This window comes from Embleya sp. NPDC020886, assembly GCF_044333915.1.
Classification (GTDB): Bacteria; Actinomycetota; Actinomycetes; order Streptomycetales; family Streptomycetaceae; genus Embleya.
The window spans coordinates 79,647-102,809 of sequence record NZ_JBIRRX010000003.1; the positions used below are offsets into that span (position 1 = coordinate 79,647).

Here is a 23,163-nt window from a genome sequence, read left to right on the forward strand (position 1 = left end):
CGGTTCGGCCCGGCGGAGTCACCCGAGTACGGCTGCCACCGTCTCGGCGGTGGCGGCGATCAACGGCTCGTCGGCGGGCGCCGCGGCGTCGTGCTTGCCGGCCAGGACCGCGATCACGATCGGGTTTCGGCCGGGCGGCCGGACGATGCCCACGTCGTTGGTGGTGCCGTAGCCGCCGGTGCCGGTCTTGTCCGCGACGGTCCAGTCCGCGGGCAGCCCCGCCCGCAGGCGGTTGCCGCCGGTGGTGTTGCCGAGCAGCCAACCGGTCAGCCGCTCGCGGTCGCGTGCTTCGAGTGTGTGCCCCACGGCGAGCCGGGCGTAGGTGCGGCCGATCGCGCGTGGGCTGGAGGTGTCGGTCACGCGACCGGGCTCCGCCGAGTTCAGCTTGGGCTCCCAGCGGTCGAGGCGGGTCACCTCGTCGCCGACGGAGCGGCAGAAGCGGGTGACCGCGCTCGGGCCGCCGAGTTCGCGCAGCAGGAGGTTCGCCGCGGTGTTGTCGCTGTGGGTGATGGCGGCGGCGCACAGGTCGGCGACGAGCATGCCATGGGCGAGGTTCTCGGGCAGGCCGGTGATCGGCGCGTAGCCCGACTCGGTGACGTCCCGATCGGTGTAGCGAATGCGCGTGGCGAGGAACTCCCCGTCCCGATCGAGGTCGCGGAGCACCGCGGCCACGGCGATCGTCTTGAACGTCGAACACATCGGGAACAACTCGTCCGCGCGGTACACCACGGTCTCGCCCGTCCCCGTGTCCCATGCGAAGACCCCCAACCGCGCGGCATGCGCCCGCTCCAGAGCCCTCAGCCGCCCGGCAACCCCCGTGCTCGCGACGGCCCTCCCGCCACCGGCAAGCACAACCCCGAACGCCGCCCCGACAACCCCGCCCAGCACCCCACGCCGACTCGACCGCAACTCCATGCCCGTTCCCCTCTGTTCGCCCGAAGCCCATCCGATCATGCAACCCAACCATCCATACGCCGATCCGCCCACCCGCAAACCCATTCGACTCCACGGACGTCGCCATCGGGCCGACGGGCCCTTCCCCCGAAGACGCGAGAGGACGACGACGAGGCGTCCCGCAGGGTCGGTGTCCCCGGAACCGGGCTTCGTCGGTGCGGGTTTCGCCGACGTCGACGGCGACACTCGGTCGTGCCGACGGCACGAACGGCGGGCAGGGCGGATGCGTGCTCGTAGGCTCGCCGTATGACCGATCGTGTGTTGCAGATCGTGGGCTGCGCCGCCCCTCCCGTGCGCGAACTCGTGGATTTGGTACGGGTCGTTCGTGGGCTGGGCTGGGACGTGTGCCTCACGCTCACGCCCATTGCCGCCACGTGGCTCGACGCAAGCCTCGACGAACTGGCCGACGCCGCAGGCCGACCGGTGCGCACGCGCGAGCGCGGCCCCGACGATCCGCGGCCGTTCCCCGATCCGGACGCGTTGCTCGCGTACCCCCTGACGTTCAACACCTTGAACAAGTGGGCCCTGGGGATCTCGGACAACGTGGCTCTCGGCACGCTGAACGAGGCGCTGGGCGTGGGGATCCCGATCGTCGCCGTGCCCTGGTTCAAGGGCGCTCTCGCGGCGCATCCGGCGTCCGCTCGGAGTCTGGAGACGCTCAGGACATCCGGCGTCGACCTGGTCCTCGACGAGCACGGCGCATCACCGAGTGGCCACGGCGCCCTCGACTGGTCGACGGTGGTCGACCGCTTGCCCGCCACCGGGTAGCGGGCATCGCCGGACTGCCCTCGTCCGATCCCGAGACGCAGGACGCCGGCGCTCCGAGCGCCTCGGGAGAGGGAGGGGGCTTGCGGGGGTTCTGTGGAAGTCAGTACAATGTCACACCTTATTAGATCTGGCGTTGTCTCGCTGTCGGCGGGGGTTCGTTCGTCGAATGGGCACTCGCTGCCATGGAAGGCGTTTGTATGAGCACTGTTGACCTGACGGTTGTGGGCCGTATGGGGGCCGGGCGTTGAGCGCCGGGGAGGGGACGGTCGTCGAGACCGTCGACTACCACACGGCGGGGGAACCGTTTCGGATCGTGTCGCGGGGGTTGCCGGCCATCGCCGGGGACACCGTCGCGGAGCGTCGTGCGATCGCGATCGGGGTGGGGGGCAGTGCCACCGCGCCGCGGCCGGGGCCGTTGGACGACGTGCGGCGGCTGCTCACCCATGAACCGCGCGGCCACGGCGGGATGTACGGCGGGTTCGTGGTGCCGCCGGACGACAACGAGGCGCATCTGGGGGTGTTGTTCTGGCACAAGGACGGCTACTCCACCGCCTGTGGCCACGGCACCATCGCGCTCGGGGCCTGGGCCGTCGAGTCGGGGCTGGTCGCGGCTCCCGCGGACGGTTCGGCGCGGGTGTACATCGACGTGCCCTCCGGCCGGGTCACCGCCATCGTCCACCGCCGGGCCGGCCGTACCACCTCGGTGACCTTTCGCAACGTGCCCACCGCCATCGGCGCCCGGCAGATCCCGGTGGCCACCTCCCGCGGTCTCGTGCGTGTCGACCTCGCCCACTCCGGGGCGTGCTACGCGTCGGTCTCCGCGGCCTCGCTCGGCCTCACCGTCACCCCGGACCGGCTCCCCGAAATCACCGCGATCGGCCGGGAGATCCGCGCCGCCCTCGCGGACGAACCCGCCACCCGGCACCCGGTCGATCCTCGACTCTCCGGCGTCTACGGCGTCATCCTGTACGAGGACCTCCCGGCCACCCCGGCGGGCCCCAACCAGCGCAACGTCACCGTGTTCGCGGACGGACAGATCGACCGATCCCCCTGCGGCTCGGGGACCTCCGCCCGGCTGGCCCTGCTCGCCGACAGCGGTCTGATCGGACCGGACGACGAACTGCGCCACGAATCCGTCATCGGCACGGTCTTCACCGGCAAGGTCGTCGGGACGCAGCCCACCGGCGTGATCACCGAGGTCACCGGCACGGCCCGGCGTACCGGCGAACATCGCTTCATCCTCGATGCCGACGACACCCTCGGAACGGGATTCCTCCTGTGACGGCGGACGAACTCCCCACGATCGCGGTCACCTCGACGCCGACCGAGGCGATGGAGGCGATCGAGCGCACACTCCTGGCGGGGCTGGACCCCGAAGGTGTCCCGCCGCGATCGAGCGTCGCCGTACCGGCCGGCGAACTGCTGCTGATGCCCGCGGCCGGACCGTCGCACGTGGGCGTCAAGATCGCCGGAGTGGCCGCCGGCAACCCGGCCAGGGGCCTGCCGCGCATCACCGGCAGCTATCTGTTGCTGGACGGACCCACCCTCCGGCCGCTGGCCCTGTTCGACGGCGCCGCGCTCACCGCCGTGCGCACCCCCGCCGTCACCGCCGTCGCCCTGCGCCGCCTCGCGGTCCCGGACGCCGCGCACCTGGTGCTGTTCGGTACCGGCCCGCAGGCGTACGGCCACCTGGACGCGATGCTCGCCATCCGTCCGCTGACCCGGCTCACCGTGGTCGCCCGCAGCGCCGGCCCGGCCCGGGCACTGGCCGACCACGCCCGCGCCCTGGGTCTCACGGCGACGGTCGGCAAGCCGGACGCCGTGGCCGACGCCGACATCGTGGTGTGCGCCACGACGGCCCGTGATCCGCTGTTCGACGGTGCCCTGGTGCCGGCGCACGCGGCGGTGGCGGCGGTGGGCTCGCACGAACCGGCCGCGCGCGAGGTGGACGGCACGCTGGTGCGTCGTTCCGCCGTCTACGTCGAGGCTCGAGCCGCCGCGATCCGGGAAGCCGGGGACCTGCTGGCCGCCGGCTGGGACGACCTCTTCCACGGGGGGCCCGGCCCGACCAACCTCGCGGAGTTGGTGCACGGCCGGGCGACCGTCCCCGACGACCGACCCCGCCTGTTCAAGAGCGTGGGCATGTCTTGGGAGGATCTGGCCGTCGCCGTCGAACTCCACCGCCGTCACCGACCCTGAGCGCCGCTCCGACTCCACCGCCGTCACCGACCCTGAGCGCCGCTCCGAGGTGACCCCGGGGCGTGCCTTGGTCGACCCCGCTACCGGCGGGGCGGCCGAGGCCCGCCGGTGCCGGGGCCGCCGGGTTGTGCGGGGCGGGTCGGGTCGGGGCCGTGGGGGGATCGGCCGGGGATCGTGCCGAAGTTGCGGGTGCGGGTGGTGTAGGTCGTGAGGGCTTGCCACAGGTCGCGGCGGTCGATGTCCGGCCAGCGGGTGTCGGTGAAGGCGAGTTCGGCGTAGGCGGCGTGCCAGGGCAGCAGGTTCGAGGTGCGTTGTTCGCCTCCGGTGCGCCACAGCAGGTCGACGTCCGGCAGGTCGGGCAGGGCCAGGTGGGCGGCGAACACGCGCTCGGAGATGTGCGCCGGGTCGAGCCGGCCCGCGACGGCGGCACGGGCCAACGAAGCGGCGGCTTGGGCGAGTTCGATCCGGCCGCCGTAGTTGACGCACAGGGTCAGGGTCAGCCCGGTGCGCTTGCCGGTGCCGTGTTCCAGGCGGACCAGCTTTTCCAGCACGTCCTGGGGCAAGCCTTCGGCGGAACCGGCCCAGCGCACCCGGATGTCGTGGTCGAGCACGGTCTCCTCGATCATGTCGTCGCGTACCAGCGCGAGCAGGCCGTCGATCTCCTCGGGACGGCGGCGCCAGTTCTCGGTGGAGAAGGCGTAGAGGGTCAGGTGCCGCAGGCCGACTTCCAGGGCGCCGTGGACCACGTCCTGCATCGACCTGCCGCCCGCGCGGTGGCCTTCGGTACGCGGCAGGCCCCGGTCGGTGGCCCAGCGGCCGTTGCCGTCCATCACGACGGCCACATGCCGGGGGAGCCGCTCTGCGGGCCAGATCGGCGGGTGTACCCCGGTGGAGTGCGGCCGCGCAGGCACCGGAGCGTCGGAGCGCGGCGCCGGGAGCAACCCGGCCGGGGTCGGCGGGCGCCGAGTCGCGCCGTCGGGTCGAGAACGCGCCGGGGCGATCGGCGTGAGGAACCGCCAGGCGATGTGGGCCTTCAGCCGGGCGGGCAGGAGGATGCGCTCGGTGGCGATTCGGGGCAGCCGGGGCCGGTGGCACAGCAGCCCGATCCCGGTGCGTTCGACCCGGTCCAGGCGCAGCCGGGCCAGGTCGGTCACCGCGCGCGCCACCACCGCGAGCGCGGGGGGCAGTTCGTGGAACAACTCGGGCTGGGCGAGCCACTGTCGGGCCCGGGCGACCAGCCGGCCGATCAGGGCTTCGACGGACGCGTCCGGCCCACCGTCCGGAGCCCTGCCCGGTCCGCTTTTTCGTGCCGCGCGCTCGGCCGCGCCGGTGAGGTCCGCCGCCGTGAGGGCGTGTTCGGTGAGCACCTCCATCGGCATGGTGATCCGGCCCTGGGCGAGGTCCTCGGCGAGGTCCTCCAGGTTGTCGACGATGCTCAGTGCGTCCACCCACTGCCGCGCGGCCTCCAGATAGCGCAACCGCAGCGGCAGATACAGGCCCGCGGCGGCCAACAACGCCGCGCCCTGGGCGAAGAAGGAGGTGTTGACGGCCTGGGAGTAGGCGCTCCACGCGGCCCAGGTGGGATGGGTGCGCCCGTCGATGTCCGCGCGGGTCGCGGCGAGGGCCGCCGTCAGGCCGTCGGTCGGCAGGTCCCACGTCCGCATCGTGTGCACCAGGGCCCGGCGTACCGGATCCGCGCTGTCGCCGCGCCGCAGGTCGTCGTGGAACGCGGCGGTCCAGGCGTCGAACCGTGCCTTGCGGCCGGTGGGATCGCCGGTGTCGGCGAGGTCGTCCATCACCCGGCCGGCCGCGTAGATCGCCCACAGCGCCGGTCGTAACGCCGGCGGCATCAGATGGGAGGTCCGGTACTCGGTCCCGCCCGCCTTGCGGATCGCCGTGCGGCACGCTTCGTAGGCTTCGACGAGACGCGGGTCGTCGATCCCGGCCGCGCGGTGGACGGAGCGGGGACGGGTCATGGGACTCCTCGGCCGGACGGGATGGTATCCGCCGTGCGGCGGGCACGTCGGTGTGGGACGGGCACTCCCCGCACGGCGGAGCGGAGACCACGCGGACCCCGCCCGGGTTCGACCCGGATCCTCCCCGATCCGGGCAATACCACTGCTACGACGCGGCGTTGATACGTCGCCCGAACACGGGAAGAGACAACCGGCCGGCCGCGCACCGTGTCACGCGGATGGGTCGAAGATGCCTCGTAGGGGTGACGTCACCAGGGCCGAACGGGTGATGCGTGGCGGGTCACGGGGGACCGAACCACCCCGTGCCGCTCGCATGTCCTTCGCGCGCCCCGATCCGGGCGACGTGCTCTCCGCTCGCGATGACCACGAACGGGTGACCGACGGTGTCGGGCTCGGTGCTCAGGCGCAGGAGACCTTCGGTGCCGGCGGCCAGGACCGGGCCGTTGTCGATGATGGCACTCCACGGGCGCGGCAGCACGTCACCGTCGACCGGCCAGTCGAACAGGTCGAGCCCGACCTCGAAGTCGCCGTGACCGGGGATCGTGAGGTGCCCGTGGGCCTGGTGGATTTCCATCATTCGAGTCTGCGTCGCCGTGCCCGATCCCGCCGGCGCGTGGTCGGTTCAGCCGCTTGTCGAGTTGCGGTCGACGGAGGAGAGCGGTGGGGCGATGTCCTCCAGCGAGCGGCGTTCGGCGTCGACGGCGAGGAATCCGGCGACGATGCCCGCGGCGAGCATCAGGCCGGCGCCGATGCAGAAGGCGAGGACGGTGTCGCCGACGTCGCCGGACTCGGTCAGGTCGGAGAAGACCAGCGGGCCGGAGATGCCGCCCGCCGCGGTGCCGACCGCGTAGAACAGTGCGATGGCCGAGGCGCGCGCCTCCATCGGGAAGATCTCGGAAACGGTCAGATAGGCACTGCTCGCGCCGGTCGAGGCGAGGAAGAGCACGACACACCAACAGGCGGTCAGCGTGGTCGCGTTCAGGTGGCCGGCCCCGAACAGCCAGGCGGTGGCGAAGAGTGCGAGGGCACTGCCGACGTAGGTCGAGGTGATCATCACGCGTCGTCCGAGCGAGTCGAACAGCGGGCCGAGCAGCAGTGGGCCGAGCAGGTTGCCGACCGCGATGACGGCGAAGTAGTAGCCGGTGCGGTTGCCGGGTACGTCGTAGAAGGTCTCCAGGATCGACGCGAAGCCGAAGGTGATGGCGTTGTAGAGGAACGCCTGCCCGATGAACAGCGACAGACTCAGTGTCGAACGGCGCGGATGGTCGCGGACCACACTGCGGGCGATGGCGCCCAGACCGGTGGCCTTGCTCGGGTCGATGGTCAGTTCGCCGTGCGCTTCGGGCAACGTGCGACGCTCGCCGGTGTCCTTGGAGGTTTCGGCCTCCACCTTCCGCTCGACGTCGGCGACCAACTCCTCGGCCTGCTCGCCTCGGCCGTGCAGGTAGAGCCAGCGCGGCGACTCGGGGACGTGTCGACGCACCAACAGGATGACCAGGCCGAGCACGACGCCGAGCGCGAAGGTCAGCCGCCAACCGAGGTCGGCCGGGAAGAGCGCGGTGTCGAGCATCAGCACGGACAGCAGTGCGCCGCCGGCGGCTCCGGCCCAGTAGGTGCCGTTGACGGCCAGGTCGACCCGCCCTCGGTAGCGGGCCGGCATCAACTCGTCGATGGCGGAGTTGATCGCCGCGTACTCGCCGCCGATGCCCAGTCCGGTGACGAACCGGAAGAGGAAGAACATCCACGCCTGGACGGACAGCGCGGTCAGCGCGGTGCCGACGAGGTAGACGGCGAGCGTGACCATGAACAACTTCTTGCGGCCGAATCGATCGGTCAGCCAGGCGAAGAACAACGCACCCACACACGCTCCCGCGACGTACATCGCGGCGCCGGGACCGGTGACCTGAGCCGCGGTGATGTCGAGCCCGCTGTCCGGTTCGGACAACCGGCCGGCGACGTTGCCGACCACGGTGACTTCCAGACCGTCGAGGATCCACACGGTGCCGAGACCGATCAGGATGCGCCAGTGCCAGAACGACCACGGCAATCGGTCCAGGCGGGCCGGGACATCGGTGGCGAAGGTCGTCGGTTCGGCCGGTGTGTTGCCGGCGGGCGTCGTCTTGGTGGGCATCGTGGGCGTCCTCCGATCATGTCGTTCTCGCGGCTGCCCGGGCATCGGGGTGGGAAACCCCTTGCAAGATCGGCCTGTTGCGGTGAGCACGCGGGATCGGCGCGGGATCGGTACGGGACCGCGCGGAAGCGGGCCGGTGTCGTCGCAGCGGCGAAATGCCCTATATATAACTCTTCATGTGCATACAATTGCGCAGCGTTACCCAGCCCGGAAGCTCCGAGGCCCCGCATGATCGGTGCCGTACGACGAGAGTGAGAGCTCGATGGACATCACCTTCGCGTCCGGCTCGGACGGCTCGGACGCCCCGGACGGTGCGCGAGGCTCCGGCTCGCCGCCCCCGCCGATGGATGCCACGCTCTACGCCCCGGACCGCCCGCACAACGAACTCGCCGTCCTGCTCGACCGGCCCGGCCCACTGCGGGTGGCGGACCTGAGCGCGTACGACCAACTTCACTACCTCGGCACACAGGCGCTGGACCACGCGGCGGCCGAACTGGCGCTGCGCCCGGGCGCCCGGGTGCTGGACGTCGGCTCCGGCCTCGGCGGCCCCGCCCGCTACCTGGCCGAGCAGCACCGGTGCCGGGTCACCGGCGTGGAACTGCGCGAGCCGCTGCACCGGTTGAGCACCCGACTCACCGAACGCACCGGGCTGCACGAGCGCGTCGACCTGGTCCACGCCGACATCCTCACCGCCTCGCTCACCCCCGGCTACGACCACCTGCTGTCCCTGTTGGCGTTCCTGCACATCCCCGAACGCGAGCGGCTCCTGCGGGTCTGCGCCGACGCCCTCGCCGACGGCGCGACGTTCTACATCGAGGACTTCTACGCCCGACGCCCGCTCACCGACGCCGAGCGTCGCCTGCTGCGCGACGGCGTCAGTTGTCCCGACCTCCCCGAAGCGGCGCGCTATCGAGCGGACCTGGCCGCAGCCGGCCTGCAGGTGACCACGTGGCGCGATGCCACCGAGCCGTGGACCGACTGGGTCCGCGACCGTGCCGACCGCTTCCGCGCCGATCTGTCGGAGCAGATCCGCCGGCACGGAGCCGAACTCGCCCACGGGCTCCTGGCCTTCTACGACCTCATGGTCGACCTGCTGGCCGGCGGCGGTGTCGGCGGCGTCCGGATCACCGGCCGACGCGTCCCCGCGCCGCCATCGGCCGACCGGGGATCGGGGAAGCGGCAGCCGGGCCTTCGGTAGCCGTCGGCCCCGGTACATCCGCGCCGGGCCGCGGGCGGATCCGCGCGTCGACCCGGGTCTCCCGGACGACGGCGCGGAAGTGCCCGGCCACCTGCCCGGCGAATCGGCGGCGGGTCGTACCGAGCACCGTGAGCGCCGGGCCGTGGTCGTGCACGACCACCGCGGTCGCGCCCGCGGCGATCACCCACCAGCCGGCGACGGCGACCGCTCGGGTCGGGCGCGCCAGGTCGGCCAACGAGGCGCGCAGGAAGTCGCAATGGAACGGGACGTGGCGTTCCTCGTCGGCGAGGATGCGGGCGGCGACCTCGGCGGCGAGCGGATCGTCGACGCCGTCGCGGAGCGCGCCGTAGTAGGGCAGCGCGATCACCTCGGCGACCATCAGCACCATCAACTCCAGGCGCAGGCCGAGCGAGCGGCGCAGCCGGCGAAAGACCGCGTCGGACCAGTGGCCGGGGATGGTGTCTTCGCCGGCCGCGGCGAGCAGGTGTGCCAGCAACCGGGCGTGGTTTTGTTCCTCGGCCACGAACAGCCGGATCGTCGCGGTGTAGACGTCGTCGCCGTCCGCGGCGGCCTTCGCGATCAGGACCCGGCCGTCGCTGCCCTCGCCGACCTGGAAGCGTTGGATGCTGCGGACCAGGGCCGGGTGCAGGCGGGCGCCGTTCGTCCACCGGGGATCCCCGGCGGCGGCGCGTGCTCGGGCCGCCGCCCGGAAGTCGCGCAACCAGCGGCTGTGGTCCGTGCTCGGTGGATCTGCGATCGGTGACATGAAATCTCCCCCTGGATGCCACGACACGTGCCGATGCGGCCGGATACCGCGTGTTGCGGAGGACGCGGCGCCGGGCGGGATGGTTGTCGCTCCGGGCAAAGTCCGGGAGTTGCGCACCGGCCTGCGGACCGGGCCGCAGCGCACCGGGGGCCGGTGCCCGACCACCCGACCCGCGCCCGGTGGGGCTTCGGCGCGGGTCGGGTGGTCGGGGTGCCGCCGGCTCAGGTCAACAGTTTCTGCTTCGCCTGTTGGAACTCGGCGTCGGAGATGGCGCCGTTGTTCTTGAGGTCGGCGAGCTTGGCGAGTTGGTCGACGGGACTCGCCGGTGCGTTGGCCATGTTCGCCGCGCTCGGCGTGCCGGCGGCGTCGCGGACGTACGCCTTGAAGGCGGCCTCGTTCTCTTGGGCCTGTGCGACGTCGCGACTGCTCATCGAACGGCCCCGAACGACGAGATAGATCAGGACGCCGACGTAGGGCAGCACCATCGCGAGGATGAGCCAGCCCGCCTTCGCCCAACCGCTCAGGTCGTGGCTCCGGAAGATGTCGGTGATCACCTTGAACAACAGGAAGAACCACAACACCCACAGGAAGAGCCACATCATCGTCCAGAACAGGTTCAACAGCGGATAGTCGTCCACGGGAACTCCAGTCTTCGCGAAGCCGTGACCGGCACCGAAGCCGTGACCGGCACCGTCGACATCCGGACCCCGATTCGCCGGACGGCCGGGCCGCCACGCGGTGCCGCGACGCGCAGCACCAATTCCAGGATTAGCACCTGCCTTCGGGGTCGGCACGTCGAGAGCGGGTGCGGGGCGTATTCGGGTAGGGAAACGAACCCCGAATGTCACGTTGTGCGGGCATTCGAGTGCACAGTGTCACGCTCTCCCGTCCGTCGCCGACCGGTCGGCCGGCATGGATCGCGTCGAACGCTCACAAATACGCCCCTCGCGCGCTCTCCCGGTGTGCACCGAACACGGCACAGCATGTTCAGTCCGTACCCTCACCGGGGCGGACCCGGCGACGAGACGATCGAGGGACGCAGATGGCCGAGGAGACCCGACAGCCGTATTCGGCCCGCCCGTTGCGCCGGCGGGTGCGCGGCGAGCGACGCCGGGCCGCGGACGACGCCGCGCGGGCGGCGGGAGAGGACACCGCGGCCACCCTGTTCGGGGGCAGCCTCACCCCCGCCTGGTCCGGAGCGCAACGATGGCGCCGGGCCTCGGAGTTGTCCTTCCTGGGGACGCTGCGGCGGCTGCCGCGACTGGTCGGCCGATCCTTTCGGCTGGGGTGGCAGGCCGACCGCGCGGCGCTGATCGTGGTGGTGGTCGCCGAGATCGGCCAGGGGCTGACGGCCGCGTTCGGTCTGTTGGCGACCAATCGCATCCTGCTGGAGTTGTTCGCCGCCGGGCCCACGCCGGATCGGGTTCGCTCCGCCGCGCCGGCCCTGTTGACCGTGGCGATTCTCGGCTGTGTCGGGGCGCTGTTGCGGGCCGGCTCCACGGCCGCCACCGGCCGACTGGAACCCAAGGTCGAACGCGCCGCGGAGGTCGAACTCCTGGAGCGGGTCATCCGGGTGGAGATGACCAGGATCGAGGATCCCGAGTTCAAGAAACTGCTGAGCACGGCCCGCTACGGGACCAACGCGAGCCGCCAGATGATCACCTACGGCGTGCAGGTCGTGAACGCCCTGGTGTCGCTGGTCGCCGTCGGTGCGGTGCTGGCCGTCCTGCACCCCCTGTTGTTGCCGCTCCTGGTACTGATCATCGTGCCGCAGGGGTGGGGGACGGTGCACTCGGCGCGCCGCCGGTATCGCTCCGTGCTGGCCTGGACGAACCACAGTCGCCAGCAGACCGAGATCGCCTATTCGTTGTCGCACCACGGCACCGGCCAGGAGATCCGGGTCCACGGCGCCGGGGCCTACCTGCTGCACCACTACCGCGTCATGGCGCGCTGTTCCGAGGCGGAGCAGACCCGACTGGCCCGCGCGGACGCCACGACCGACCTGCTCACCTCGGGACTCTCCGGGGTCGCGTCGGCCATCACCTACGCGACGCTCGCGTGGCTCGTGCTCAACGGCCATGCCGGCCTGGCGACCTCGGGTACGGCGGTGCTGGCCATCCGGACCGGCACCACCAACCTCGCCGCGCTGGTCCGGGCGATCAACAACCTCTACGCCCAGGCCCTGTGGCTCAACGACCTCGAACAGGTCTGCGCCATCGCCGACGCCCACGCCATCCCCGACACCGGTGCCGCGCTCGGTCCGCCGACGACGATCGAGGTGCGCAACGTGTCCTTCACCTATCCGGGCCGCGACCGGCCCGCCCTGGAGGACGTGACGCTGACCCTGCCCCGGGGCAAGGTGATCGCCCTGGCCGGCGAGAACGGTTCGGGGAAGTCCACGCTCGCCAAGATCCTGGCCGGCCTGTACCTGCCCTGTGCCGGGCACGTGTTGTGGGACGGCGTGGACATCCGCGAGGCCGACCGCACCGCGTGGTTCGAGCACATCGGCCTCGTGCAACAGGACTTCGCCCGCTGGGACCTCACCGCCCGAGCCAACGTCGTGATGGGCCGCCCCGACATCGCGGCGGGCCCGGACCCGGTGCTGTTCCAACAGGCGTCCGACTACGCCCAGGCGCACAAGGTGACCGACGAGCTGCCCCGGGGATGGGACACGCTCCTGGACCGGACCTACGACGGCGGTGTCGAACTGTCCGGCGGCCAATGGCAACGCCTGGCCCTGGCCCGGGCCCGATTCCGCAACGCCCACGTGGTCGTCTTCGACGAACCCACCGCCGCGCTGGACGCGCACGCCGAACACGAGGCGTTCACCCGGATGCGCGAACTCGTGCGCGACGGGGTCACCGTCGTCCTGATCACCCACCGGCTGGCCTCGGTGCGCCGCGCCGACCACATCCACGTGCTCGACCGCGGCCGCGTCGCGGAGTCGGGCACGCACGAGGAGCTGATGGCCGCCGAGGGCCGGTACGCCGGGATGTACCGGATCCAGGCCGACCAGTACCGCCAGGACCACCCGAAGGCCGAGCCGCCGTCCTGACCGCGGTTCCGGCGTGGAAGTCGGGAACGGGGCGGGTGGTCGGGCGAAGGCCGGCGGGGGAACGGTGCCGTGTGGCCCAAGCCTTCACCCGGATGGCCGCGAGCCTTGCGACCCCGGGGCCCGGGACGGAGCCCGAGCCGGAGCCGGGAGGAGAGTCGGCGCGGCGGCACCGGGCGATCGCGCCCCGTCGGGCACGCGCCGCCCCGCGTCGGTACCGGCGCGTGGGTGGGCCCATCGACGGGTGATCGGCAGTTCGTAGTACCGGTGGACGGCCAGGGACAGCGCGACCGAGGCCGCGGCCAGGGTCGCGATGATCAGGGTGCCGGGCAGCAGCCCGAAGGTCCGTTCCGCGCCCAGCATGTGACGGGCCGTCAGTATGAGCGGGTAGTGGGTCAGGTAGAGGGCGAAGGACGCCTCGCCGAGCGTGATCAGGCGCGGGTGGCGCATCAGTCGGGTGCGCCCCTGCACGTCGGCCCGGGCGAGGGCGGCGATGACCAGGGCGAACGGGGCGGCCATGACCATGCCGAAGGCGTACTGGGTGGGCAGGAACGGCAGTGCCCCGAACACGACCACCGCGGGGGCGGCGAGCCGTGCCCGGTTCAGGTGCGGCCAACGGCCGGTCCGGACCAGCCGGGCGGTGACGATCCCGAGGGCGAATTCCGGCAGCCGCACGAGCGGGCAGAGGTAGACGAACCAGATGCTGGTCGCGTTGGTGGGCATCCAGTCGTACAGCGGCGGCCCCGGCACCACGGTGGCGACCAGCGGCAGCAGCAGGGTGGTCGCGGCGAGCGCCGCCCAGCACCCGCGCAGGCGTGGCACCGGGATCCGGGACACGGCGGCCAGGAGCGCGGGGAAGAGCGCGTAGAAGAACGCCTCGCAGGAGATCGACCAGGCCGGGGCGTTGAAGCTGAAGAAGTAGTCCGCGTCCGGGAACCAGCTCTGCACCAGGAACAGGCTCGCCACCGCGGCGCCCGGGCTGTCGCCGTCGGGCAACACCGTGGCCGGCTCGGCGACGATGACGGCGAAGAAGGCGACGGCCAGGGCCCAGGTCAGCACGTGGTTGGGGACGATCCGGCAAAAGCGCCGGCGCCAGAACGCCCGGGCCGTCCCGCCCGGGTCGTGGGCCCAGGTCAGCACGAATCCCGACAGGACGAAGAAGCCGCTGACCGCACCGGTGGCGAGCGGCTGCAGCACCCGCAGCGGGCTGTCCGGCGCCAGGGCGAAGATGCCCGAGATGAGGGACAGATGACACAGCACGACACACATGGCGAGGAGGAACCGCAGCCCGGTCAGCGCGGGAAGACGTGCGGGCAGGAGCTGGTCGGACACGGGCTGATCTCCTTGGCCGGGGGTTGCCGGCGTCCCGGGGAGGCGTGATGGGGGATGCTCCTCTGGCGGGCGGACCGCGCCCGAGGTCTCACCGGAACGGACACCCGACGGTGACGCTCTCGTCCGGTCTCCCCTCGATCCGCGCCGCGGGTACCTCCGGTTCGACCGGGCCGGCGGTGTGCACGGGCAGGCTGTGCAGGTGCCGCAGACCGCCTCGGTGCCAGGTCAGCTCGGCCGGGTCGACGGCCGGTGCGAGCAGGGGCAGCCGGGTGAACAGTCGGGTCAGCGCGATCCGGGTCTGGGCCCGGCCCCGGGCGGCGCCGAGGCAGTAGTGCGCGCCGTGCCCGAACGAGAGGTGACCGCGGGGCGTCGCCCGGTCGACGCGGACCTCGGTGGGGTGCGGCCAGCGTCGCGGATCGAGGTTGGCCTCCAGGAAGGACACCACCACCACGTCGCCGGCCGCGATCGGCGTCCCGTCCAGGACCAGCGGCTCACGGGCCACCCGCCAGGCGCTGTGGTGGAACGGCGAGGACAGGCGCAGCAGTTCCTCCACCACCGCGTCCGTGCGCGGCGCGTCGCCGGACCGTAGCGCGGCCCGCACCTCGGGGCGCTGCATCGCGATCAGCGCGGCGGTGGGAACGATGGTGGTGAGCGACTCCACCATGCCGACGAGCAGCAGTCCCACCATCGCGGCCGTCTGCGCGCCGGTCAGCCGCCCTTCGTCGTGGGCGGTCAGCAGGGCCCGGGCGGCGTTGTCCCGACGGGCCCTGCGGGCGGTGGCCATGGTCTGCACGATCCGCAGGACGAACGCCTGGTGCGCGGCTCGGCCCTGCGCGCTGTCGGGGTGGCCGGCCAGGCCCCCGGCCATGGTGGCGCGGACGACCGCCGTCGCCCGGTCGGGGGCCAGGCCCAGCATGTCGGCGACGCCCGAGGCGGCCAGCGGCACCGCGAGATCGGCGACCAGATCGCCCTGCTGTCGCCCGGCCAGGGCCTGGACCAATTCGTCGGTGTGGGCTTCGAGTTCCGCCTCGTCCAGTCCGGCCGTCGTGGCCTGGAAGTACGGACCGACGATCCGTCGCATCCGGCGGTGCTCGGCGCCGTCGCGGGCCAGGAGTTGGGGTTGGGTGGACAGGAAGCTCTCGGGGTAGCGGGCGTGCGGCAGCCCGTGCGGTGTGGCCGAGCCGAGCGCGCCCACCGTGGTCATGTCGTTGACCAGCCGTGGATCGGTGAGCATGGCCTGCGCGGCGGCGTGCCCGGTCACCGCCCACGCGGGCAGCCCGCCGGCCAGCCGCACCGCCCGCACGCCGGGCCGCGCCGGTGGCGCGTACCGCTCGGGGAAGTCCGCCGCGGGTACCGCGGGGCAGTACAGGGACGGTGCGCGCGACCAGGGCGCGGACGACGACTCTTGCACAGTCATGGATCTCCGAACCATCGGGAGATGGCGGCCCGAAGCCGTCACCGACGGGTCGAAGCGTATGAGCGGGATATTTAGGAACGAAATCGATAAGTCGTACGAGTAGCCCAGGTGGCGGGTGCACGCCGGTCCCGCCCGGGCCTCACGCGGGGGTGTCCGGCGGTGCCGGCGGGTTCCTCGGGTGCGGCACGACCTGCGGCACGACGTGCGGGGCGACGGCGGCGAGGGTGTGGCACGTATCGCGATATTCCCGCACCGGCCGGGAATCGGCCACGATGCCCGCGCCCGCGCGCAGCCAGGTGCCGCCGTCGCGCGTGTAGACCATGCGCAGGGCGAGTGCGGCGTCCAACTCCCCGGCGTGGGTGGCGCGCACGACCACGCCCGCGTACAGGCCGCGTGGCGTGTCCTCGTAGCCGGCGATCATCGAGCACGCGGTGGTCTTGGGGATGCCGGAGGCGGTTCCGGCCGGGAACAGCGCGACGAGCGCGTCCCACGGCCCGTGCCGGGGGTCGAGTCGGCCGTGCACGCGGGACCCGAGGTGGTGCACGCTGCCGTGTTCCTCGACGGTGGTGAACGCGTCGACGGTGACGCTGTCCGGCTCGCACAGGGCGCGCAGTTCGGTGTCGGCCTGGTGCACCGAGACGGCGTGTTCGTAGACCTCCTTGGCGTCCCGGAGCAGGGCGGTGCGGCGTCGGGCGTCGAAGGCGGGGTCTCCGTCGCGGGGACAGGTGCCCGCGAGCGGTCGGGTGGTGATGCGCGCGTCGGCGTCGATCTCGACGAGGGTCGTGGGGCTGAATCCGGCGGCGCGCAGTCCGGGCAGGTCGAGCAGGAACGACCGGGCCGGGGTGTTCGCGCGCCGTCCCCGGAGGTAGGTCGCCGGGAAGTCCACGGGGTAGGGGACCGGCACGGATCGGGACAGGACCAGCTTGTCGAGTTCGCCGGCGCGGATGTGCTCGACGGCGGCGGCCGCGGCGGTGGTGAACCGGGCCGGTTCCCCGGCCTCGACGTCCACGGGCCGGGTCGGGGCGATCGGCCGCGGTGCGGCGGCGAGGGCGGTGCGCAGCACCCGTTCGAGGTCGTCGGGGTCCAGGGCGCGCACGGTGAGGGTGTGCGCGTCGATTTCGACCTCGACACGCGGGACGGTCAGTCGGCCCAGGGCCCGTTCCCCGTCGGGGGAGGGCAACCCGGCGATGGCGGCGCCGAGTTCGAAGTCCCAGTGGCCGTACAGGCGCCAGTCCCGGACCGGCGCGCGGCGCAGCGCGGCGTCGATCGCCCGGGCGGGGGATCGGGTCCACGGCATGCTCGTGTGTTCGTCCGCGTGGGTGGCGGTCACGGTGTCGTGGTGGATGGCGAGCACCAGGACGGCGCCGCCGGCGAACCACCAGCGGGCGTCGCGTTCGTAGACGAGCGATTCGTCGAAGAGCCCGGATTCGGCCAGGGCGACCGCGACGCCGGCCGGATCGTAGGTTCCTTCGCGGCGGGCGCGCAGATAGCGACGGGTGGGCGTGGTGGTGGGGGAGTCGATGGGCACGGGTGGCACCGTCCTCGATTTGAGTGGTGAACAAGTAGGTTAGCCTTACCTAACTTGAATCACCACATCGAGGCCGGACGCCGACCCTGGACCGAACGGACCGCCCGAACTGCGGCCGCCGGAACGCCGAAGGCGCTCGGGCGGCCGTCCGGCTCCGGGCGGTCCGTTCGGTCCAGGGCGTGCGCTATTCGGTGCTCGTCGTCTTTCGCCCGCCGCCCGCCTGGTCGTTGTCCTTGAGCGCGCCCCAACCGTGCCAGCGGTCGATCCGGACCCAGGCGCTGACGCGGCCCCGGTCCCGCTGCGGGTAGTCGCCGCCCCCGTAGTGGCGGGCCAGCCGGTCGATGTCGGCCAGGTCCTTGTCGTCGCGGATCTCGTCGACGTGGCCGACCAGGCTCAGATGTGTGTACCAGTTCCCCTCGTCGAGCACGGTGAGGGACACCCGGGGATCGTTGCGGATGTGGGCGAGTCGTCGCCGTCCCTCGTCGAGGTTGAGCAACACGCGACCGTCCTCCTCCCACAGGTACCAGGTGGCCGTGGAGACGGGCTGCCCGTCGGCCCGGAGCGTCGTCACGACCGCGGGATTGGGTTTCCGCAACATCGCGATCGCCTCTTCGGGCAGCGGCGGCTTCGACATGTGTCCTCCTGGTCGGTGTCCGGCCGCGGTGTCTCGGCGGGTTCGCCGCACCGGACCGCACCGACGACACTACCCCCGGGCCGCGCCGCCACCCGGTTCGCCGCACGGGCCGAATCCGGTTGCCGACACCGGCGGTTCGAGGGTCGGGATCACCAGGCCCAGCCTTTGTGCCGGCCGATGCGGATGGCCGGCGGCGCCTGGTCGAGTCCGTGCGGGGTCCCGGTCAGGCGGTGGGCGCATTCGCCGGGGCAGGCCAGGAGTTGGGCGATCGGGGTGCCGCCCGTGACGACGGCGTCCTGGAGCAGCGCAGGTCGACGCCACACGCCGCGCAGGCCGGTCCGGCCCGCTGATCGCGCGTGGGCCCGGTTCCCGGGTCGCTCGGGCGCGGGGTCGCGGTGAGGTCGCTCACGCGGACCGGCCCTCCATCCGCGGTACGCCGAGCGCGCCTTCGCGTGCCCCGACCAGCCAGCGACGCAGCCAACGCAGTTCGCCGTCGTCCGGGCAGCGGCGCATGCCGTTGTGATCGCAGGCCAGGAAGCGGTCCAGCGAGCGGACGTGCACGACGCCCCGGTGCTCGATCCGGGTGGACAGCGTCATCGTGGACCGGCCCAGTTGCACGACCGTGGTGCCGATGCCCACCGGCTCGGCGAGCATCGGCAGCGGGACCGGGAACGCGGTGTTGCGCTGCACGGCCGTCCAGCCGACGTGCATCACCGCCTCGCCGGGCCGTCCCGCGGCGGTGAGTTCCACCTGCGCGTCCTCGATGTAGCGGATCAGCGAGAGGTTGTGGACGCGTCCGAAGCGGTCGAGATCCGAGACCCGGGTGTGCCGTTGGCTGCGAAACTCGGGCACCGGTACCGGGCGGGTGGCCCGGGTCGGCGAGTGCGTTGCCGCGGTGGTCATGGTCGTGTTCGTCCTTCGTGTTCCGTGCCGGGTACGACGGCCGCGTCTCCTCGCGCGCCGGCCGCACCGGCCGCGCACCGCCGGGTTGCGGCGGGTGCGGCGGGTGCGGCGACGGGACGCGCGAGGTGTCCCCGAGAAAGACGTGGCGCACGACATGCCAACGACTCGGTGTTCACTTGGTCACGAACGAACGGCCACGCAATCGCGTCGACCCGCCCGAGTCTCGCCCGAGGCGGTCGGGGCGAGGTCAGCGCTCGCCGGCCCGACGCAGCGTGGTCGGCAGGATGCCGCCACCGTCGATCTCGAAGGCGTAACCCCGGCTGAACCAAGGGGAGTTGGAGTCGATGAAGGTCACCACGTCGACCCGCTTGATCAACTCCGCCTCGGCCGACGTCCATTCCGGGCAGCCGGCGATGTCGGATTTACCCATCGCCTGGGCGGCGAGGCGCCGGTACTCGGGGTTGTCGGTGGCACCGAGGTTGAGGCCCTCGGGCGGCTTGGGCCCGGAGAAGAACACGAGGTTCCGGTCGGGGGTGGGGACCGAGACCGGCGCCCAGGCGATGTCCCACTGACCGGCCATCAGGATGGAGACGTTGGTCGTCTGGGCGGTCTGGCTGGTGGTGACCTTCACGCCGAAGGAGTTCCACTGCCGGACGGCCAACTCGACGGCGGCGATCACCTGATTGCCCTGATAGCCGGGGTAGGGCATCGAGATGGACAGTTGTCGGCCGTTCTTGCTCCAGCGCCCACCGGACTTCTCCCACCCGGCGGCTCGCAGCGCCTCGGCGGCGCGGGCCGGATCGTGCGGCGGGAGGTCGGCGGTGACCGAGTCGGTGGGGCAGGGCGGTGCCATCGTGGTGCCGAGCCGGGTCGCGGGCACGCCCTTGCCGCCGGTGGCCACCGCACCGATCTGCTTGAGGTCGAGCGCGGCGACCAGGGCCCAGCGCACCTCGGCGTCGGCGGTGACCCGACCGGGGGCCTCGTTGAACAGCAACATGCCGAACGGGTCCCGCTGGAGCTCGAACCCGACGCCGGCCGCGGTCAGCCGGGTACGATCCGCGCCGATGACCCGCGCGACGTCGAGCTGTCCACCCAGCAGCAGGTTGGTCCGGGTGGACTCGTTGCCGACGAACTTGAAGACCACCCGATCCGGCGAGGCGGCGTTGTCGGCCCCGTCCGGGCCCCAGACGTATCCGGGGCGCCTGGTGAAGGTGAAGTGGTCGCCCGGCACCACCTCGCTCAGCCGGTACGGACCGGTGCCGTCGGACGCCTGGTCCAACTTCTCCTGCGAGCGCATGCCCGAGGGGCACACCAGTTGCACGGTCCCGGCGCTGCGCAGCAGGAACGGGGTGGCCTCCGGGGCCTTCAGCGTCAGGGTGCCCGCGGCGTCGTCCGCGGCGGCGGTGGCGCCGACCGGCACCATCAGGCCGGCCATCGGCGACTTGTTGGCCGGGTCGCCGATGTAGTTGTACTGCGCGGCGATCGCGGACGGGGTCAACGTGGTGCCGTCGTCGCACAACACGTCGCGCCTGAGGGTGAAGCTCGCCGTGGTCGTGTCGGCGGTCCAGGTCCGGGCCACGCCGGAGGCGATCTGCCCGTCGGGTCGGATGTCGACCAGCGAGTCGTAGGCGAAGCGATTCATCATCACCGCGCCGGAGGCCGGCGCGGTCAGCGGGTTCATCGCGCCGGGGTCGCCGGCGACCCCGATGGTGACCGTGTTGCCGCCGGCACCGGCCCCGCCGTCGGTCCCCCGCACCCGGCGGCCGGCAGTCCCAGCGCGACGGCAGTCACGGCCCCTCGGGAGACGCGTCTCATCGCACGCCTCCCGGGCGACGGTCGGTACCGACGGGCCCGGTGCCGAGTGCGGCACCCGACTCGATGGCCACCACCCGTCGGCGGTGGTCGGGTGACGGGCAGGCGGGATCGGATCGTCCCAGCACGGGATACCTCCTTGGAAGGCGGCGCGTGCCGCGGAGAATGATCACGGTAGGCAGGGCCGGACGGCCGTCGAATCGTCGTCGGCAACGAAGAACGGCCACCGATCCTGTACGCGCCGACGCCGGGCCGGGGTGGGCGGCCGGGCGAACCGAGTTCGAGGTGGCTGCGGCCGGTCGGCTGGACAGGTATCCGGGTATGGCTTCCACCCAGCGCTATCTCGCGGACCTGTCGGCCGAACTCGATGCCATGGTGGCCCTGTTGGGGCAACTGGTGAACTGCGAATCCCCGTCCGAGGATCTCTCGGCCCTGGACCGGTGCGCGGCGTTGCTGGCCGCGGTCGGGGCGGGGTTTCTCGGCCGCGAGCCCGAGCGGGTCGTCCTGGCCGGCATCACGAACCTGGTCTGGCGACCGCGGCCGAACGGGCCGTTGTTGCTCGGGCACTACGACACGGTGTGGCCGATGGGGACCCTCGCGGAGCTGCCCTTCTCGACGCACGAGGGTATTGCCCGCGGCCCGGGCGTGTTCGACATGAAGGCCGGCATCGTGCAGATGTTGTACGCGGCCCGGATCTCCGGCGCGCACGATCGGGTCGGGCTGTTGCTGACCGGCGACGAGGAGACCGGATCGCTGACCTCACGTGCCCTGGTCGAGGAACTCGCGGGCAAGGCCGGCGCGGTACTGGTGGGCGAACCCAGCGCGCCCGGCGGCGCGGTCAAGATCGCGCGCAAGGGCGTGGCCCGATTCCGGGTGGCGGTTCGGGGCCGCGCCGCGCACGCGGGCCTGGAGCCGGAACTGGGCGTGAACGCGACCGTGGAACTCGCCCACCAGGTACTCGCGATGTCGTCCGCGCAGCGCGCCGACCTGGGCACCACGGTCACCCCCACCGTCGCCACGTCCGGATCCACCGTCAACACCGTGCCCGAGACGGCCGCGTTCGACATCGACGTGCGCGGCTGGACCCGTACCGAACTCGACCGCGTCACAGGGCACATGCACACCCTGCGGGCGGTACTGCCGGACGCCGCGCTGTCCGTGACCGGCGGCGTCAATCGGTACCCGCTCGAGGAAGCCATGTCCGCGGACCTGGTCGCCCACGCACGGGCCGCCGCCCGCGAACTCGGCCTCCCCGAACCGGAAGGCGTGCGCTCCGGCGGCGGCTCGGACGGCAACCTCACCGCCGCGATCGGCATCCCCACCCTCGACGGCATGGGCGCCGTCGGCGGCCACCCGCATGCCCGCGACGAGTTCGTGCAGATCGCCACCATGCCCGCCCGAACGGCCCTCCTGGCGGCGACACTCGACCGACTCGGCGGTGGGGCGTAGCTCACCCGGACGGGGGTCGGCGTCTCGGGGTGTACCGCCGCGCCGGTCGGCCGGCCCCACGGGGGGAGGGCCGGCCGATCCGGCGCGGGCCCGTCGTCGCGGGCCGGGAGAGCCGGCGCGTCCGCGACGAGCGGGACACGTCCGGTGGCAACCGGACGTGGATCGAGTGGCCCACCGGGCATCCGGGCGGCACAAATCTCGGGTCGACTCCATGGTCACAGGAAGACGCCGCGGCCCGCGTCGCCCTGCGGGTTGACGGAAGCATCAGCCCGTCGGCCTAGTCGGGCTACCACAGGAGGAGGAAAAACCGGTCCGGTCCGGCGCAGAACGGTACGCGGGTACGGGGACTCCCCTACGGGGCAGGGGGGTTGCCCCTCATGACGGGGAGAAACCCCCTGTCGGAGAGAGGTGCCGTCGCGGGCCGTCGGCCGGCTCGACGGCCTCGGCCTCGCGAGCCTGCCCGGTCGGCGGCCGATCCGAGGAATCGCCCGGTGTGCCCTGGCGATGGTCGGGGAAGTCGTCTCGCACACGCGGAGGTGCCGACGAAGGGACGCCATGAGCGAGCGGGACGGTCGGGGGGAGAGCGCGGACGAGCGCGCGGATCGGCGCTGGATCGAACTTCTCCAGGAGGTGCGTGTTGTACAGACCGGTGCGCAGGTGTTGTTCGGCTTCCTGTTGAGCGTCGTGTTCACCCCGAAGTTCGACACCCTGGGCGACTTCGACAACGGCCTCTACGTGGCCGCCGTGGTCCTGGGAGCGGCCTCGATGGGTGTCCTGGTGTCCGTCGTCTCGCTGCATCGCGCCGTCACGGGACAACACCGCAAGCCCCGACTCGTGCGGGTGGCGAACCACCTTGTTCCGGCAGGGGTGGGCCTGTTGGCCTGCACGATCGGCTGCTCGTTGTTGTTGCTGTTGCGGGTGGCCACCGACGACGTGACGGCGGCGTTGCTCACCGCGGCGGCCGCGGTCTGGTTCCTCGGCTGGTGGCTCGTGTTGCCGTTGGTGCTCCGGCGCGGTGGAGCGGCGGAGTGAATTGCCCGTCCA

At 72.3% G+C, this 23,163-nt stretch carries 20 protein-coding genes; 7 read left to right on the top strand and 13 right to left on the bottom strand.

From position 1 onward, the window contains the following. Window positions 1-18 precede the first annotated feature (18 nt). Window positions 19-915, bottom strand: a complete 897-nt coding sequence (gene bla, locus ACH4U8_RS11315) for a class A beta-lactamase (protein ID WP_395777102.1) — start codon at window positions 913-915, stop codon at window positions 19-21. Window positions 916-1,200: 285 nt separating this feature from the next. Between bla and ACH4U8_RS11320 the strand changes: the two genes are divergently transcribed. The 3 genes from ACH4U8_RS11320 (at window position 1,201) to ACH4U8_RS11330 (ending at window position 3,921) form a co-directional block, all read left to right on the top strand. After that, entirely contained in the window at window positions 1,201-1,722 is a 522-nt protein-coding gene (locus ACH4U8_RS11320) for a flavoprotein (RefSeq protein WP_379991542.1), read from the top strand. 244 nt (window positions 1,723-1,966) lie between these two features. Continuing rightward, window positions 1,967-3,004, top strand: a complete 1,038-nt coding sequence (locus ACH4U8_RS11325) for a proline racemase family protein (RefSeq protein ID WP_395777104.1) — start codon at window positions 1,967-1,969, stop codon at window positions 3,002-3,004. Next, entirely contained in the window at window positions 3,001-3,921 is a 921-nt protein-coding gene (locus ACH4U8_RS11330) for an ornithine cyclodeaminase family protein (protein WP_395777106.1), read from the top strand. The genes ACH4U8_RS11325 and ACH4U8_RS11330 overlap by 4 nt, the downstream gene beginning before the upstream one ends. Window positions 3,922-4,001: 80 nt before the next feature. On the opposite strand, the gene uppS is transcribed toward ACH4U8_RS11330, so the two are convergent. The 3 genes from uppS to ACH4U8_RS11345 all read right to left on the bottom strand — a co-directional run bounded on the left by uppS (window position 4,002) and on the right by ACH4U8_RS11345 (window position 8,028). After that, window positions 4,002-5,897 (bottom strand): polyprenyl diphosphate synthase, encoded by a 1,896-nt coding sequence (gene uppS, locus ACH4U8_RS11335; RefSeq protein WP_395777108.1) that lies wholly within the window; start codon window positions 5,895-5,897, stop codon window positions 4,002-4,004. A gap of 280 nt (window positions 5,898-6,177) precedes the next feature. Continuing rightward, window positions 6,178-6,474 (bottom strand): hypothetical protein, encoded by a 297-nt coding sequence (locus ACH4U8_RS11340; protein ID WP_360320242.1) that lies wholly within the window; start codon window positions 6,472-6,474, stop codon window positions 6,178-6,180. A gap of 45 nt (window positions 6,475-6,519) precedes the next feature. Continuing rightward, window positions 6,520-8,028, bottom strand: a complete 1,509-nt coding sequence (locus tag ACH4U8_RS11345; RefSeq protein ID WP_360320239.1) for an MFS transporter — start codon at window positions 8,026-8,028, stop codon at window positions 6,520-6,522. 262 nt (window positions 8,029-8,290) lie between these two features. Here ACH4U8_RS11345 and ACH4U8_RS11350 point away from each other — a divergent pair, with 262 nt between their 5' ends. Next, window positions 8,291-9,226, top strand: coding sequence for an SAM-dependent methyltransferase (locus tag ACH4U8_RS11350; protein WP_395777110.1), 936 nt, complete (start codon window positions 8,291-8,293; stop codon window positions 9,224-9,226). Here ACH4U8_RS11350 and ACH4U8_RS11355 read toward each other — a convergent pair. Continuing rightward, window positions 9,153-9,992 (bottom strand): ferritin-like domain-containing protein, encoded by an 840-nt coding sequence (locus tag ACH4U8_RS11355; protein ID WP_395777112.1) that lies wholly within the window; start codon window positions 9,990-9,992, stop codon window positions 9,153-9,155. The genes ACH4U8_RS11350 and ACH4U8_RS11355 overlap by 74 nt on opposite strands. 221 nt (window positions 9,993-10,213) lie before the next feature. After that, window positions 10,214-10,630, bottom strand: a complete 417-nt coding sequence (locus ACH4U8_RS11360; protein ID WP_360320230.1) for an SHOCT domain-containing protein — start codon at window positions 10,628-10,630, stop codon at window positions 10,214-10,216. Window positions 10,631-11,034: 404 nt separating this feature from the next. Here ACH4U8_RS11360 and ACH4U8_RS11365 point away from each other — a divergent pair, with 404 nt between their 5' ends. Next, window positions 11,035-13,047 (top strand): ABC transporter ATP-binding protein, encoded by a 2,013-nt coding sequence (locus ACH4U8_RS11365; protein WP_395777114.1) that lies wholly within the window; start codon window positions 11,035-11,037, stop codon window positions 13,045-13,047. A gap of 84 nt (window positions 13,048-13,131) precedes the next feature. On the opposite strand, the gene ACH4U8_RS11370 is transcribed toward ACH4U8_RS11365, so the two are convergent. The 7 genes from ACH4U8_RS11370 to ACH4U8_RS11400 form a co-directional block, all read right to left on the bottom strand. Then, a complete protein-coding gene (locus tag ACH4U8_RS11370) occupies window positions 13,132-14,376 on the bottom strand; it encodes an acyltransferase family protein (RefSeq protein ID WP_395777116.1) in 1,245 nt (414 codons plus the stop codon). Window positions 14,377-14,464: 88 nt separating this feature from the next. Then, window positions 14,465-15,793: a cytochrome P450 gene (locus tag ACH4U8_RS11375; protein ID WP_395777118.1), complete on the bottom strand. Its 1,329-nt coding sequence runs from the start codon at window positions 15,791-15,793 to the stop codon at window positions 14,465-14,467. Between the two features lie 139 nt (window positions 15,794-15,932). Beyond that, entirely contained in the window at window positions 15,933-17,321 is a 1,389-nt protein-coding gene (locus tag ACH4U8_RS11380) for a salicylate synthase (protein ID WP_360320218.1), read from the bottom strand. A 184-nt stretch (window positions 17,322-17,505) separates the two neighbouring features. Then, a complete protein-coding gene (locus ACH4U8_RS11385; protein WP_360320215.1) occupies window positions 17,506-17,955 on the bottom strand; it encodes a PPOX class F420-dependent oxidoreductase in 450 nt (149 codons plus the stop codon). Between the two features lie 149 nt (window positions 17,956-18,104). Beyond that, window positions 18,105-18,278, bottom strand: coding sequence for a hypothetical protein (locus ACH4U8_RS11390; protein WP_395777120.1), 174 nt, complete (start codon window positions 18,276-18,278; stop codon window positions 18,105-18,107). A gap of 82 nt (window positions 18,279-18,360) precedes the next feature. Beyond that, window positions 18,361-18,858, bottom strand: coding sequence for a hypothetical protein (locus tag ACH4U8_RS11395; RefSeq protein WP_379992625.1), 498 nt, complete (start codon window positions 18,856-18,858; stop codon window positions 18,361-18,363). Between the two features lie 247 nt (window positions 18,859-19,105). Beyond that, window positions 19,106-20,614, bottom strand: coding sequence for an ABC transporter substrate-binding protein (locus ACH4U8_RS11400; RefSeq protein WP_395777122.1), 1,509 nt, complete (start codon window positions 20,612-20,614; stop codon window positions 19,106-19,108). Window positions 20,615-20,991: 377 nt separating this feature from the next. On the opposite strand from ACH4U8_RS11400, the gene ACH4U8_RS11405 reads away from it, so the two are divergent. Then, window positions 20,992-22,119 (top strand): M20 family metallopeptidase, encoded by a 1,128-nt coding sequence (locus ACH4U8_RS11405; RefSeq protein WP_395777124.1) that lies wholly within the window; start codon window positions 20,992-20,994, stop codon window positions 22,117-22,119. A 555-nt stretch (window positions 22,120-22,674) separates the two neighbouring features. Then, window positions 22,675-23,151 carry a DUF6328 family protein gene (locus ACH4U8_RS11410; RefSeq protein ID WP_360320203.1) on the top strand — a complete coding sequence of 159 codons (477 nt, stop codon included), beginning with the start codon at window positions 22,675-22,677 and terminating at the stop codon, window positions 23,149-23,151. The last annotated feature ends 12 nt before the right edge of the window (window positions 23,152-23,163 follow it).

Coding starts and splice junctions, on each gene's coding strand:
- bla (WP_395777102.1), bottom strand. CDS start 915: ATGGAGTTGCGGTCGAGTCGGCGTGGGGTGCTGGGCGGGGTTGTCGGG.
- ACH4U8_RS11320 (WP_379991542.1), top strand. CDS start 1,201: ATGACCGATCGTGTGTTGCAGATCGTGGGCTGCGCCGCCCCTCCCGTG.
- uppS (WP_395777108.1), bottom strand. CDS start 5,897: ATGACCCGTCCCCGCTCCGTCCACCGCGCGGCCGGGATCGACGACCCG.
- ACH4U8_RS11340 (WP_360320242.1), bottom strand. CDS start 6,474: ATGATGGAAATCCACCAGGCCCACGGGCACCTCACGATCCCCGGTCAC.
- ACH4U8_RS11345 (WP_360320239.1), bottom strand. CDS start 8,028: ATGCCCACCAAGACGACGCCCGCCGGCAACACACCGGCCGAACCGACG.
- ACH4U8_RS11350 (WP_395777110.1), top strand. CDS start 8,291: ATGGACATCACCTTCGCGTCCGGCTCGGACGGCTCGGACGCCCCGGAC.
- ACH4U8_RS11355 (WP_395777112.1), bottom strand. CDS start 9,992: ATGTCACCGATCGCAGATCCACCGAGCACGGACCACAGCCGCTGGTTG.
- ACH4U8_RS11365 (WP_395777114.1), top strand. CDS start 11,035: ATGGCCGAGGAGACCCGACAGCCGTATTCGGCCCGCCCGTTGCGCCGG.
- ACH4U8_RS11375 (WP_395777118.1), bottom strand. CDS start 15,793: ATGACTGTGCAAGAGTCGTCGTCCGCGCCCTGGTCGCGCGCACCGTCC.
- ACH4U8_RS11385 (WP_360320215.1), bottom strand. CDS start 17,955: ATGTCGAAGCCGCCGCTGCCCGAAGAGGCGATCGCGATGTTGCGGAAA.
- ACH4U8_RS11395 (WP_379992625.1), bottom strand. CDS start 18,858: ATGACCACCGCGGCAACGCACTCGCCGACCCGGGCCACCCGCCCGGTA.
- ACH4U8_RS11405 (WP_395777124.1), top strand. CDS start 20,992: ATGGCTTCCACCCAGCGCTATCTCGCGGACCTGTCGGCCGAACTCGAT.
- ACH4U8_RS11410 (WP_360320203.1), top strand. CDS start 22,675: ATGAGCGAGCGGGACGGTCGGGGGGAGAGCGCGGACGAGCGCGCGGAT.